Origin of the sequence: Pseudomonas atacamensis, from assembly GCF_017167965.1 — a bacterium.
Classification (GTDB): Bacteria; Pseudomonadota; Gammaproteobacteria; order Pseudomonadales; family Pseudomonadaceae; genus Aquipseudomonas; species Aquipseudomonas atacamensis.
Genome location: NZ_CP070504.1, coordinates 1 through 13,866 on the forward strand (window position 1 = coordinate 1; position 13,866 = coordinate 13,866).

13 protein-coding genes are annotated in these 13,866 nt (G+C 61.6%); 12 read left to right on the forward strand and 1 reads right to left on the reverse strand.

The window, feature by feature from the left end; genetic code table 11:
• From JWU58_RS26650 to JWU58_RS26705, 12 genes are all read left to right on the forward strand, one after another.
• On the forward strand, positions 1–2,365 hold a 2,365-nt coding region (locus JWU58_RS26650), incomplete at its 5' end, for a glycoside hydrolase family 19 protein (protein ID WP_206422229.1).
• An 86-nt stretch (positions 2,366–2,451) separates the two neighbouring features.
• Positions 2,452–2,769, forward strand: coding sequence for a hypothetical protein (locus tag JWU58_RS26655; RefSeq protein WP_192096907.1), 318 nt, complete (start codon positions 2,452–2,454; stop codon positions 2,767–2,769).
• Entirely contained in the window at positions 2,756–4,150 is a 1,395-nt protein-coding gene (locus JWU58_RS26660) for a hypothetical protein (RefSeq protein ID WP_206422230.1), read from the forward strand. The genes JWU58_RS26655 and JWU58_RS26660 overlap by 14 nt, the downstream gene beginning before the upstream one ends.
• The gene (locus tag JWU58_RS26665) at positions 4,150–4,866 is read left to right on the forward strand and encodes a hypothetical protein (RefSeq protein ID WP_206422231.1); all 717 of its coding nucleotides are present in this window, start codon (positions 4,150–4,152) and stop codon (positions 4,864–4,866) included. Before JWU58_RS26660 ends, JWU58_RS26665 begins: the two co-directional genes overlap by 1 nt.
• A gap of 49 nt (positions 4,867–4,915) precedes the next feature.
• Positions 4,916–7,759 carry a phage tail protein gene (locus JWU58_RS26670; protein ID WP_241196180.1) on the forward strand — a complete coding sequence of 948 codons (2,844 nt, stop codon included), beginning with the start codon at positions 4,916–4,918 and terminating at the stop codon, positions 7,757–7,759.
• Positions 7,756–8,313 carry a DUF4376 domain-containing protein gene (locus tag JWU58_RS26675; RefSeq protein ID WP_241196181.1) on the forward strand — a complete coding sequence of 186 codons (558 nt, stop codon included), beginning with the start codon at positions 7,756–7,758 and terminating at the stop codon, positions 8,311–8,313. Before JWU58_RS26670 ends, JWU58_RS26675 begins: the two co-directional genes overlap by 4 nt.
• Positions 8,310–9,083 carry a gp53-like domain-containing protein gene (locus JWU58_RS26680; RefSeq protein WP_206422232.1) on the forward strand — a complete coding sequence of 258 codons (774 nt, stop codon included), beginning with the start codon at positions 8,310–8,312 and terminating at the stop codon, positions 9,081–9,083. The genes JWU58_RS26675 and JWU58_RS26680 overlap by 4 nt, the downstream gene beginning before the upstream one ends.
• A gap of 2 nt (positions 9,084–9,085) precedes the next feature.
• On the forward strand, positions 9,086–9,520 hold the full coding sequence (locus JWU58_RS26685) for a phage tail assembly chaperone (protein WP_206422233.1): 435 nt from the start codon (positions 9,086–9,088) through the stop codon (positions 9,518–9,520).
• A 97-nt stretch (positions 9,521–9,617) separates the two neighbouring features.
• On the forward strand, positions 9,618–10,379 hold the full coding sequence (locus tag JWU58_RS26690; RefSeq protein ID WP_206422234.1) for a hypothetical protein: 762 nt from the start codon (positions 9,618–9,620) through the stop codon (positions 10,377–10,379).
• Complete coding sequence (locus JWU58_RS26695; RefSeq protein ID WP_192096914.1) at positions 10,376–11,275, forward strand: hypothetical protein; 900 nt, start codon at positions 10,376–10,378, stop codon at positions 11,273–11,275. The genes JWU58_RS26690 and JWU58_RS26695 overlap by 4 nt, the downstream gene beginning before the upstream one ends.
• On the forward strand, positions 11,265–11,792 hold the full coding sequence (locus JWU58_RS26700; RefSeq protein ID WP_192096915.1) for a phage baseplate assembly protein V: 528 nt from the start codon (positions 11,265–11,267) through the stop codon (positions 11,790–11,792). The genes JWU58_RS26695 and JWU58_RS26700 overlap by 11 nt, the downstream gene beginning before the upstream one ends.
• Positions 11,793–11,860: 68 nt before the next feature.
• Positions 11,861–13,393, forward strand: coding sequence for a defense against restriction DarA-related protein (locus tag JWU58_RS26705; protein WP_206422235.1), 1,533 nt, complete (start codon positions 11,861–11,863; stop codon positions 13,391–13,393).
• On the opposite strand, the gene JWU58_RS26710 is transcribed toward JWU58_RS26705, so the two are convergent.
• A complete protein-coding gene (locus tag JWU58_RS26710) occupies positions 13,390–13,851 on the reverse strand; it encodes a hypothetical protein (RefSeq protein ID WP_192096917.1) in 462 nt (153 codons plus the stop codon). The genes JWU58_RS26705 and JWU58_RS26710 overlap by 4 nt on opposite strands.
• Positions 13,852–13,866 lie beyond the last annotated feature (15 nt).

Below are 13,866 nucleotides of genomic sequence, written 5' to 3' on the forward strand. Positions count from 1 at the left end.
CGGCCGGTTTGGTTCTGGTGATGATTCACCTGGTGGCGGATCTGCTGGCGGCGAGAGTCGGGCTGCGCAGGCCATGGGCGCCGCTTCCGAATCGTTGCGCGGCGCCGCCGAAGGTCTGGGCAACAGCGCGGACAACATCGATCCGACAGTACAGGCGGCCAAAGAGGTCGGCGGCATCGTGTCGCCCATGTTGGCCATGTTTAAGCCGCTCGGGCGCCTGTTTGGTCGACGCCAGGCGCCAGAGGAAAAGCGCCAACGGCAAAACGTTCAGTGGTACCGCCGTATCGTCAGCGCCATCAGCGGTGGCGGCAAAGCTGGCGGTATGGGGCTTATCGGTACGGCCCTGCTGTCGATGCTGGGGATGTTGCTGGCGCCGATCAAGGCGCTGGGCCGTATGTTGGGCGCAATGCGCGCTATCGCAGCCCTGGGCGGCCTCCTCAAGGGCGCTGGACGTTTGGCGGGCCTGCGAGGCGGGGCCGGTGGTCGCAGCAAGCTGTCGGGTGGGCGTGGGCCAGCTGGTGCGCCGCATGCCGGCGGCAAGAACTACTCCGGCGCACCTGGTAGCGTTGAGGCGCGCACCAAGCCAGGATCCGCGGCGGGCGCCAGCACCGGTTCAGCCGGCGTCGGCGGCAAAACAAAGGCAGCTGAGGCGGCCGCGGCCAAATCGGCGGCGAAAGCCGGCCGCAAGGGCATTGTTGGCAAAGGGCTGGATCTGGGTAAGTCCCTTTTCGGAAAGGCCGGCGGGGCCGCTGGCGGCATGGGTAAGGGGCTGCTGAAAAAGATCCCATACATTGGCGCGGTGCTGGGCCTCGGGATGGCGGCCAGCACTGTCATGGCGGCGGATGACCCGAACGCGACACCTGATGAGAAAAAGCAGGCCCGGGCCGAGAAATGGGGCGCTGTTGGTGGCGCGGTGGGCGGGATTGCGGGCGGCATCGGCGGGATGATCGGCGGCCCGGCTGGCGCGATCGTGGGCGGCATGGTGGGCGACTATGTTGGCACCAAGGTCGGCGAGTGGCTGTCGACGGTTGATCTGGGCTCGCTGGTGTCGATGGTCAGTGACGCGTTCACCGGTTTGGGGGACATGGTTGGCAAGGGTGCGGCCGCCGCGTTCGATTTCCTCAAGGGCGCATGGACTGACATGGTGGGCAAGGGCGCCGCTGCGCTCTCCAGCCTCACGGATTGGGCGAAAGAGAAGTGGGACGCAGCTGGCGAGCTGGTCGACGGGGTGAAGGAATCCGTCGGCAACGGCGTCACCGCGGTAAAGGATGCCGGTCAGAACGTCCTGAACACCGTCACGGGTGGGCGCTACTCGGGCGGCTCCAACGCCGCCAAGGACGAAATGATCAAAGCCATGGACGCGGGCGGTATCACCGATCCCAAGTCGAAGGCGATGCTGATGGCCAACGCCGACCATGAATCGGGTGGGTTCACCAAGAAAGAGGAGAATCTGAACTACTCGGCCAAGCGCCTGCAGGAGGTTTTCCCCAAGTACTACAGCAACCCCGAAGACGCCGCCCGGGACGCGAAGAACCCCGAAGCGATCGCCAACAAGGTGTATGGCGGCCGGATGGGAAACACCGAGGCCGGCGACGGCTTCAAGTACCGCGGCCGCGGCAGTTTGCAGCTGACTGGGCGCGCGCAATACGCCGCCATGGGCAAGCAGCTCGGCGTAGACCTGGAGAACAACCCGGATCTGGCCATGGATCCGAAGATTTCAGCGAAAATCGCTGTGGCACACTGGAAATCGTCCGGCGCCGATCGGGCGGCCAGTGCCGGCGACGTCGTGCGGGCTCGCAAGCTGACCAATGGCGGCACCAACGGGCTCGATGACGTCACCAAGAAGTACAACGAAACCTATCTGGCACAGGCTCAGGCCGGGGATCTGACGCCAACCCGCCAAGCGAATGAGGTGCGTGTAGCCGCTCCAACGGCCGCTTCCGGCGCAATTACCGGCACCATGGCTGCCATCAAGGCCGCCGGAGCGTCACCCGCTGTTGCTGGCGCGCCAGGCGCGGCGCCGGCACTTGCTGGGGGCGTGCAGCCGGTCGGCATCATGGCTATGTCCCCGACCAGCGCCAGCGCCGGGGCCCCGGGGAGCGCTCCACCAGGAGCAGCCATGCGTGTGGCCTCTGCAGCACCCGCCAGCATGCCGAATTTGGTGACGCCGAGTTACACGGCGCCGGCAGCGGATGCCGGCAAGACCAGCATTCCTAGCACCCCGCAAGTCACCAAGCCGAACGTTGCGGGTGGCAAGGACAGCAGTGCGGCGCAGGGCAAGATGATGATCCCGCTCACGCAGAACCTGGAGGATCGCCAGATTGCCCACGCCGCCAACGGCGGGATTGGAATGCAGCGGTTGTAACCGCAACCGGAAACCACGGAAACCGTCGCGCAATGCGGCGGTTTTTATTTGTCATCATTCGATCAATAGACCGCTCACGGTGCTTTATGGATGACGAATTAAACGTGGATCTGCTCTTCCGGATGATCGGCCACTGGCTGGCCACCTCGCCGAACAGCTACCACGGCTCCACTTATGGCGCGCCGTTGCTGGAGCTGCTGCAGAAACCAATGAATTCTCCGATCGCTGACGCCTTTCTGGCCAAGATGCGCGTAGACATTCCGGTGTTGCAGGCGCTCCCCATGGGCACGATCAACATGTATGCCGAAAACAAAGGCATCGACCGCAAAAGCATTTTTATCGAAATCAACGGCTCCAGCTTGAGCCTGGCTGATATTGGGGAGGTAAAGCGTGGCCCGTACTAAAGATCAGTGGATGCAGCTGGCTGTCAACGAAATGACCAACTACCCCACGATTTCGGCGCGCTACCAGATTGGCGACCCGATGGTGATGCAGATCCTCGCCGCGCAATGCGCGATCCTGGCCGAGTTGGATAACCAGGTGGAGCTGACTGCCGGCGAAACCTACATCAAGGCCCGCGACGTGACGGTGCTGGCGGATGCGGCGGTAAAGGGCATCTTGCCCTTTGCTACGCCCTCGATCGGCACCATCAAGGTTACGAACGCTTCGACCGCGGTGCTGCGCATCGTCTCCGGCCGGACGCTTCAGGATCAGCAAGGCCGCTATTGGGTGGTGATGGCTGGCGCTGTGGTGGCTGCCGGCGCTGTGGGCTCTGTGACAGCCAAGCAGATCACCACGCGCACGCTGTCGCACTCTGTGGCGGCCTATCGCCCGTTCTACTCGGTCGACCTGCCAGAGCCTGACGTGGGCTATATCGCCAACGTGCTGGTGACGGGCTTCAAGTACTCGACGGACTTCGCCAACACTGAGGAGGCCGATCGCGTCTACAACATCAAATCCAACGAGCTGCGTGAACTAAGCCTGCAATTCGGTGTGGCCGGGCTGGCGGGGTATCAGCCAGCGGTGGGCGAGACGCTGGCCATCACCATTCAGGACACCGAGGGCGCCATTTCGCTGTCTGTGGGCATGAAGTTCGCCTTTGAGTACGCAACCGGTGTGCAAGACGCGAAAGTCACCCTGGAGCTGGCCGAAGTCTCGCAGGCCGGCGCTGCGCCCATGGATATCGACACCATGCGCGAGGTCTGTTCCTACCCGGGCATCTACGACAACAGCGCGGTGTTCCTCTCGAACTTCGACTACGTGGTGCGTAAAGGCATCAGCCCGCTGACGTTCCTCAGCATCTGGAACGAAGCCCGCGAGGAGGAAGCGCGCGACGAAGCGAGTCTAGACAACATCAACAGGCTGTTCATCGCGGCGCGTAAGGACGGCACCACGCCGGCCATCCTCAAATCGCAGATCACCACAATCCTCAAGCGTGCCGATGACAGTTACCGGTACAAGTTCGTCGACGTGGTGGATATCGAGGTGCCGTTACACCTGGTGCTGTCGATTCCGGCCGTCTATGACAGCGGCGAGGCGATCCAGCAGGCCCGGGCTGTGATGCTCAAGGAATACGGCAAGGAATCGGCGTGGGCGAAGCGTGGCGAGGCCAAGATTCTGGAAAAGGACATTCACGACCAGCTCAAGGCGGCCATGCCTGTGCTGCGTGAGCGGGTGTCGAACCTGCAAGTCATCGAGATCGGCGCGGCGTTGAAGATCCTGCCGGAGCATTTCCGCTACATCACCGAAGAAAGCCTTGTGATTACCGCACAGGAGGTCAGCTGATGGAGCTGATCCCCCTCAAGCGCAGCGCGGCCTACGATGAGGTTGAGCAAGAATGCAAAGCGCTGTTTCTGAATCTCTACGGTCAGGGCGTCAACGATAAGGTTGATGAGCTGGCGCTTTACGGCATGCCCCATATCGGGCCGGCGTCACTGATCGAGCGCGGGATTGCCGGCGACGGGCTGGCGGTTCTGCGTACCACGACCTTTGACCAGATTCGCTACCTCTACCATGCGTGGCGCTACAAGAACCCTCAGCGCGGTACCGCGTTCCTCAATGCCTACCTGCGCGCCCTGTTCGGGCCGGTGTTCACGATCGATCAGCTGTGGTGCAGGAAGGCCGGACAATATCCGGTCGACGTGATGAGCGAGGCCGAAATGCAGGCGGCCGGCGAAAAGGAGGCGGACTACTTCCTGACCAGTCGCCTGCGCGTCGACATTGAGACAGAGATTGTTCCGGAGCGGATCTTGAAGGCCGCACGCACGGCCGTGGCGGCGCGGTTCGTGCTGGAGCTGCGTGCCGCGCGCCGGGTAAGGCTGAATATTCCGATCGTCTTCTTTGCCTACGGCTTCAACGTGGCCAGGGCTGTCGGTACCGCGCTCTACCAGCAGCCACCCATTCACAGTTCGGTCACGGTCGGGCCCGCGATCACTTCGGGCGCCGCCAGCGTCGTGTTCAGCCCCGGCCGGCGTCTGGACATGCAAACCTTCCGAAAATAGGGCGTTTTTTCGTCTGTACGCTTTGCCATAAATAACCGCCGGGGGCTTTATGGCAAATCCTGTAATTATCAATCCGACGATGACGTTGGCCGGCCAAGCGGCCGCGTTCAACGCTGCCAACACCGGGATTGAACTGCTTATTGATGGCGTGACGTTCGGCCGAGCGCACTACGATCCCGCCGGCAACGAAACGGCGCTGGTCGATCCGATCGGTAGCCGTGTTCCGCTGGCCGGGGGCAGTCGCCCGACGCCGTATCAACTGCGTATGAGTTGTTCGTGGAAGGAAAACGTTGGCCAGGTGCCGATCGCAGAGATTGGCTTTTGGTCGGGCGACGTCCTGGTGTTCGTCTGGTCAGACGCTGACCCGTCTGTCATCGCCTCCTACAAGACCGATGGCGTCACCTATGTGCTGTTCTGCGACTTGGCATTTGCCCAGGTGCCCGCCAACAGCATCAGCTTTATCGTCGATCCAAACGAAAGCGCGGCCTTGGCTGCTCTGGCGACGCATGAAGGCGATCCCTATGCCCACCCTCAGTATCTGCTGCGTGCGGACGTAGCGAAGGACGCCGGGCCGCTGATGGGCCTTGTGCATGCCGCTGGCAGTTCCGCCAACGCGCTGGTGCTGGCGCTAGACGCGCCTGAGTCTGAATTGATGGCGCTGTCCAAGTTTCAGCGCTTCCAGTTCGTGGCAACTGCCAACAACACCGGCCCTGTAACCGTCGATATCGAGGGGCTTGGCGTCAAGGCGGTGAAGCGGGGCGGGGATGCTGGTCTGATCGAGCTGGACGCGGGCGATATCAAAGTCGGCTCCCTCTACGACCTCAACTACGACGGCGCCAGCTTCCAGCTGGGGGGCGGCGTAGGCAGCGGCAAAACGTTCGAGCGTTTCGCCTTCAAGGCTTCGGTGGCACAGAAGGACTTCCCCGCCCCGCACGTACCAGGCAGCATCATCGTCCTGCGTAATGGCCGCGAAATCTTCGATTACGTGTCGGCCGTGGACGGCTCGAAAATTACCGTCACCGATCCCTGCAACGTTGATGACGATCTGGTGATTCTGTCCTTCAAGTCGTTCAAGGTTGCCGATGGCTACACCAAGGCCGAAGTTGATGCGCTGATGAAAACGGCGTCGGGGATGCCTGTGGGCGCGATGCTGCCGGTACCGAAGGGCATTGTCCCGCTTGGCTACTTGGAGCTGGATGGCAGCGTGAAGAGCATCGCCACCTATCCGGATCTGGCGGCGTACCTTGGCACAGCGTTCAACAAGGGCGATGAGGGCGCAGGTAACTTTCGTCTACCGGACTCGCGGGGCGAGTTCCTGCGTGGCTGGGATCATGGGCGCGGTGTTGATGCCGGGCGGGCGATTGGTAGCTGGGCCGCCGACTCTACAAGGGCTCACTTTCACAAGTTGCCAACGGGTTCAGGCGGGGGGCAGGTTTACGATCCGATGGGAGACATCCCGGTAGCGGTGCTGAAAGATGGGGCCGCTGACTGGGCAACGCGTGCAACTTTCGGGGGAGACAACGACACGTTGACTATTGGGGGGGTAAGAACCTACAACCAAAGCGCCGAGTCGGAAACCCGCCCCCGCAGCTTGGCGGTGATGTGGTGCATCAAAGCCTGGATCGCCCCAGTCAATCAGGGGCAGATCGACGTCGCCGCGCTGGCCGCCGAGCTGGAGAAAATGAAATCGGCGGTACCGGTGGGCGCTCTGATGCCATTTCCGGCTGGCGTGGTTCCGCCTGGCTACCTGGAAGCGGATGGCAGCCTGTTTCTGGACGCGCTCTATCCCGACCTGGCCACGTACCTCAACAAGAAATACAACATTGCCGGTGACCCGGCGGATTCTACGCGCCTGCCTGAAACTCGCGGTGAGTTCCTACGTGGCTGGGATCACGGGCGCGGTGTCGATGCGGGCCGGACTTTGGGTAGTTGGCAGGTAGGCACGGCAACATACGGTGACGGCGATGGGCAAAACCTGCCTGTGCCGAACATGAACAACGCGGCGCATGTGCGAGTTCTCGGGTTGGAATATGACACCGCTCCGGCTGTTCCCGAGTCGATCACAGTGTTGGCAACCGCAACGGCTACAGTCTCGCTAAGCATGGACGGCGTGCAAACACCTGGAACGGCTTATGCCGGTGTCGATTTTATGCGTTCCCGGCCTCGAAACATCGCCGTTATGTGGTGCATCAAGGCATGGAACACACCGGTCAATCAGGGAACGATCGACATAGCCGAGTTGGCTGCGCGTAGCGGTCGATTGGTTGGAAAGCAAACCATCAAAGCCACGTCGCAATACGTGCCTACACCGGGCATGAAATTCGTGCGAGTCCGTGCTATTGGCGGGGGCGGCGGTAGTGCTGGCACACCTCCTACCGGATCAGCCAGCAACTCGGCCAGCGGCGGTGCGGCGTCAGGTAGTTGGGCGGAGGGATGGTTTACCGCCGATGAAATCGGGTTGGGCGTTACGGTCACGATTGGCGAAGGTGGGCTAGGCGGCGCTGCTGGCGCCAGCGGTCAAGCCGGGGGCATGACGTCATTTGGCCCGCTCATGGGATGCCCAGGAGGCGGCGGTTCAACGGTGCCCAACACCGTAGCTACGACGAGTTCTGCTTTGTGGGGGGCCGGAGTGCCCGGGCCTGTCGCTTGGGGTGGAAGCGTGATTAACAGCGCCGGTACCTGTGGTGAGGGCGGCATGTCTGTTGCCAACTCAGTTCTACCCGGTGTGGGAGGCGGTTCGCCCTTTGGATCTGGCGGGCACGCAACTAGCACCGCGCAACCTGGCTCTGGTTTTGGTGCGGGCGCAAGTGGTGTTCATGCCGCGGCCAATAGCCCAGCCAAACAGGGCGCGAACGGTTCTAAAGGTGTGGTGATTGTGGAGGAATACGCTTGAACACTTACGCATTTGTTTATGACGGGACGATTCGCGAGCTGAAGACCACTGATGGCGATATTTCGAAGATGTACCCGCCGGTCTTCACTTGGGCGCTGGTGCCGCCGGATGTAACGCCAGCACTCGGCTGGAAAGCAGCGGTTGTGGATGGCGATTGGCAGTTCTCGCCGCCGGATTTGCCCGTAGTGATGCCTGAGCCATTGGCCGAAGTTGTTGCCGCCGAGCGGTTCAGCCGGGAGGGCACAGGCGTCACGGTTGAAGGGTTGGCCATTGAAACCACTCGCGACAGCCAGGCGCTGATCGCCAGCACCGGGTTGTCTGCTGTCCTCGATCCGGAATACCGATGCAACTTCAAAACCGCGACCGGTTTCGTCGAAATCGGTGCCGAACAGATCATTGTCATTGCCAAAGCGGTGCGCGCGCACGTCCAGGCTTGCTTTGACCGTGAGAAAGCGCTGCTGGAAATGATTGCGGCAGGAACGTACCGCAACGAAATGCTGGCCGAGGGCTGGCCAGACTCCAACACTACAACCGTTGAAGGCGGTGCCGAATGAGCAGAGCAAGCGTACTCGCTCTAAACGATCAGTTGGTGCAGGACTACGTTCTGCAATTCAAGGAGCGTCCGAACGGCCCAACCCAACCAGTTGGTACCGCTGATGACTCCTTGGCGAGCACAGCATTTGTCGCGCGTGCGCAGGGCAATTTTAGCGGCCAAACCAACATCACCACGGCGACCGCAGTTATTGCGCCGACGATGGCTGGCCGCCGCATCGTGGCCAGCGTTCCGGGGACTTTGACACTGTCGCAGTGGAACCTAAACACTGCTGGATCGAAGTTTTACATTCAAAACGTATCGGGCGGCGAGATCGTGGTTAGTCGCTGGGGGACGGATGTCATCGTAGCCCTCTCTAAAACCCTGAACAGCATCACTATCCCGTCAGGGTCAAACGCTGTAATTACGTGTGGTGAATCGACCTGGGTGCTTGAGGAGGGGGTTGCAGCGCTCAAGTATTCCACCGAGTTCACCTTGTCCGCCTTAACAAACGGATACCAGAAACTCCCATCGGGACTTATCGAGCAATGGGGCGCTGTGACTGTGCAAGACAACGGCGAGCAGACCGTTGTCCTTCCCACCGCTTTCCCCAACGGGATTCTTGGGCTCTTAGCCTCGGTGCCAAATTCGGCGGCAGCGGGGGCTGCGGAATTCTGTCTTGCGGGTGCAAGAAAGAACGGCACTAGCCTGAGCACCATTTTTGTAAACGCGAATTCGGGGCCAACAGTTTCTGTTAATCCCATCGTTTACTGGCGCGTGTGGGGGTATTAAAAATGATCTTTTTCAGTGCAAAAAAACTTGGCTTCTATGACGTCGCTATTAACGATGCCATCCCCGAAGACTGCGTTAAAGTCTCCCTTGAGACGCATCGCGCGCTCATGGACGGGCAATCTGCCGGGATGGTCATCGCTGCTGATCAATCCGGGCGCCCTGTGTTGGGCGAACGGCCCCCACCAAGCCCTGACGTGCTGGCAGCCAGGGAGCGAGCTTGGCGCGATCTGCGCCTTGCAGAAACCGACGGCGTGGTGTCACGCCACCGCGACGAAGTGGAAGCCGGTGGCGCCACCACGCTGACCGCCGAGCAGTACACCGAGCTGCAGGCGTATCGCCAAGAACTGCGCAAATGGCCTCAAGGCGAAGAGTTCCCGCTGGTGGATCATCGTCCTGTAGCGCCGACGTGGCTGGTCGACGGCGAAGTACTGCTGTGATTCAGCGGTAGTAGCACCAAAACACAGCCGGATAGCGGCGTGAAAATGTACGGGGATACTATGCCGGCACTTTGCCGGCATAGTTTTGAGGGAAAGTATGAGCAGGCCTCTAAACGGCAGTTTCGATCAAATCTGTATTGGCTTCGGCGAATACATGCAGCGGTGGTTCAACGGCATCTATGCGGACTACATCGACACGAAAGGCGTGAAAGCCTTTCTGGAACGTCCATTCCGCGAGTCTGTGAAGTGGGTACCGTCCCGCATGATCGACGAAGCGGAAGCCATGCTGACGGCGTACCGCAAGAACGAGAACGGCCCGCCGGGCAAAAGCACTCTGTTCCCGATCGTGCTGATGGCCATCGACACCAATTTCATCACGACCGGCGGCGACTGGGGTGGTCAGCAGATCAGCCGGCGCCTGGCGCAGATCGAGGAAGGCGGTTCCTGGTACGGGTACAAGCACGTTATGCAGGATCGTCGGGTGCAGGTGGTGATTATCGGCAGCGAGGGCGGTACCGCGCAGAGCCTCGCCGCTCAGCTGTCGTCGTTTGTGGCGGAACCGCACAACCGCTACCTGTCGGCGCCGTATGAGTTCGGTCAGTACCGGGTGCGGATGCCGATCACTCAGGAAACCAATCGAATCGACTGGATGGACGTCAAGACCGACGCCAAGAACGTGAAGATTTTCGCCGCCGACTTCACGCTCAAATGCACGGTTCCGTTCTTCGACGCCCCGAAAGCCGGTGAGCCGAACGACGGCACCGACCGTAACCCGCCGGGCTTCCCGCTTGTTGGTTCGTACCAGCAAGTCGCCCACGCGACCGAAGACGGTATTCGTCTCTGGGATCGCACCCGATGAACGTCTATCTGCGTGACGGGGGCGACCTGCTCCCCAGCGACATTATGCTCAACTGGACAGGCCGTTCTGACCTGGTGCCGGTGCCTCGATCGCTTGAGTTCACCTGCAAGATCGTCGATGGCGTCCAGCAGAAGCTGGTGAAGGGCGTATCGGTATGGGCCGGCCGGGAAAACCTCGCCTACGAAATCGTAAAGGTCGACCGGGCGCCGGCACTCGGGCAGATCCAGGGTAAGGATCAGCAGCAGGCCATGAAGGTGACGGCACTGCTCAAGAGCTGCGCCGGCATCGCCCGGGCGGTCAGTTCCGCGGTGGTGAGCTACGGCACGACGTTCGGCGGCCTCTATCGCGCCTGTGGCGCCTACACGGACGTGGCCAACGACTTCGTGGTGCCTCGGTTCGCGTGCTTCCGCGGGCGCACCCCCAGCTATGCGCTGGCGCAGGTGCTGCAGGAGGAAGGCGCGGCGCTGGTGCTGCGTGGCAAGGCGATCCACGCCATGCGCCTGACCGATATGAGCAAGCAGGCGCCCGTAGACGATCTGGGCACGGTGGACAGCAGCGCCAAGATATCTAGCGAGTTCCTGGAACTGCAGGACGTGCCGTCGTATTACACCGTCGACGATGCTGGCGCGATCGTTACCGGCCAGATGGGGCAAAACCGCTGCATTGCGTATATGCCGCGCGGCGACGTGCGCCAGCTGCGCAACGCCAGCAGCGTGATTATCCGAAGCCGCACGATCGATTCAGCCATCTGCCAGCACATCAATGCCGGCGACGTCCTGCGCGTGGCTGGGGAGAACCTGGTGGTCATCACCGCGGCGCATTCATTCGATAACTCAGACGATGGCCAGCAGAGCCGTAGCCGTCTGTGGGTAGGGAGTTTGGTCAATGCCTTGTGATTTGTACGCCGCGTGGGTGCGTGAGGTCGATCGAGAAGCCAGAGAGGTGCGGGTAGAGGTTCCGCCCCACACCGACGGCGCCAGCGAGTGGCCCATTGCCGAAATCAACTACCCGATCGGCGACGATTCGACCAATACCGAAATCCGCATACCCATCGGCCAGCCCGTGTGGGTGGCGTTTCACAACGGCGATGCGCGGTACCCGGTGATTATGGGCTCTCGCAACCCGCGCACGGGCAACGTGGTCGGTATGCGGCGCTTCAACCACGACAACTTCGAGTTGAACGCCGACCAGGTGTTCACAATCAACGCCGGTACCGAGATAGCGCTAAACGTGGGCGGCACACAGGTAAAGCTGACCGGCGACATGCTGGCGAGCATGGCCAGCGCCCACACGATCAAAGGCCCAGTTACGCAAACCGGTGGCGATATCACCAGCGACAAGATCAGTGTTCAGCATCACCCACACACCAGCACGGCGCCGGGCACGCCTACCAGCGAGCCGCGACCGACGTAAACCCACCCCCGAAGGTGCACGCAGCCGCATAGGACAATGGCGGCTGCAATCAACCAATGGGGGCAGTCATGCCAGCAACCAATACTCTCGATTTCTCCAGTGCGCAGGCTGCCGACAAGGCGCTCAAGCAGATCAGCCAACTGATGATCCGCGCCGGGCAGCCGGTGATTGGCACCGAGTTCGTCCAGAAGCCAAAGCGCTCGAGCAATATCACCTATCGCCAAGCCCATCTAACGCTGGCCAGCGGCCAAATCGTCACGCTCAACGTCACCACGACCGGCGATATCTACCAGGTGCTGCTGAACAAAAAGGAAATGCCGATTCGCGCGCATGACGACGTGCCGAAGGCTGTGGTCGAGATTGCCGCGATGGCTGAGAAGAATCAGGCAGCGTTCCAGAAGGCCCAAAGCCGCATCAAGGTGGAGATTCCGCCGGGAATGACCACGCCGCGCAAGAAGATCGCCGACGCGCTTACCGAGCGATCGGCGCAATTGGACACGGATCTGGCAGAGCGCCGCGCGAAGGTGGCGGATCTGGTGCAGCAGCTGGGCGCCATGACTGATTCGGCGCCGGCTCAGCCTGTCGATCTGGATGACGCAGCCCGCGATGTGCTGGCGAAGCTGGTCAAGGCCGATGGCCAGGTGCTCGAGGATGGCGACGTGCCGAGCAAAGTGGGCCGTGACACGCTGGTCGACCTCGGTTTGATCGATCGCTACACCGACAAGGGCGCGAACGTCCTCAACGACAAGGGCCGGGCATGCGCGGCCATGCTCGATGCAGTGCCGGCGCCGCCAGCTGTCCTACAGCCTGAGCCGCGTTGCTGGCAAGGTTTCCAGATGGTTGATCAGGCATTCGTTGACGCGGCCGAGCCGATCGAGCTGCCGGCGGCCTACCAGGTGCGGGACAAGGTTTCGATCTATCTGGCCGAGGGCGACGATGTGACCATGCTCGATGCCGTGGTGGTTGCCGCAACGCCCGAACACTACACATTGGCTGTGCCTATCCAGGCAACCGACGCTGATCAGCTGTACGCCATGCTGCACAACATCGAAGCGCTGTCGGTGGCGGCGGGTGGCGAGGCAATGCTCGACAGTGGCCAGCGCCCGGCCTTTGTGACGGATCTGAGCGCCCACCAAGCCCCGGTCATGCTGTTGGCTGGCGCCTACGTGGCGGCCCGGGAGATTGTCCAGGCAGATCCGGCGCTGATGGATAGCCTGGCTACGGCTGGCGCGATCGCGCAGCTGCAGCAAGCCCTTGAGGTGGTAGAGAACAACGCGCCGATCAATGAAGCGGAAGGCAATCTGGATCAGGCCAGGCTGGAGCGCAGTTTGGCCATGTCGTTCCGCACGGCGATCGCCATGTTGGACAGTGCCGGTGGCGAGCTGACCGACGCGGGCCTGGCCGAGCTGGTGAACATCGCCAAGGCCTCGGCCGCTGAGGACAGTGATATCAAGGATCAGGACGCGCTGGCGCAGGTACTGGCGCTGGGGCTGGTAGAAACGGCCGAAGGGCTCTACATCGTCACCCCAAGCGGCCAGAGCGCGCTGGACGATGCTGGTTACGATATCTACGGCGAGCTTTACGCTGCCGGCGACGACTAAACCGAAAATATCTCGTACATGCTGAACAGCTTGTCGGCCGCCCCCGTGGTGGCCGATATCGCCCGCTGACGTGACATGAAGTGCGTCAGCGCCAACACCGCCAGTTCGCCGTTGCTCATGTTTTCGTGCAGCCGGTACTTCTGGCCCTGCGTATCGATGCCGTCAGTCTGGATTCTGGGAGCGTACTTTTGCGCTTCCGGTGCCAGGACGATCATGTCCATGCCCTGAGCCTCCTTATAGGCCCGAATCGCCTCGCCCAAATGCTCCTCCTTGAACAGGCAATCGTAGTCCGCCAGTTTCATGTTCGTCACGAAGGCATGCCCGGGTTTCGGGGATTCGGTGTATTCGTGCTGTTTCAGCACCACCAGCACGCCCGTGGCTTCGTCCCGGTTTGCAAATAGTGTGATGGGCTCCGCGCCCGCCCCGCCGTAACCGCCGATCGATACCAGTATTTTCATGTTCGCGCCTCGGTT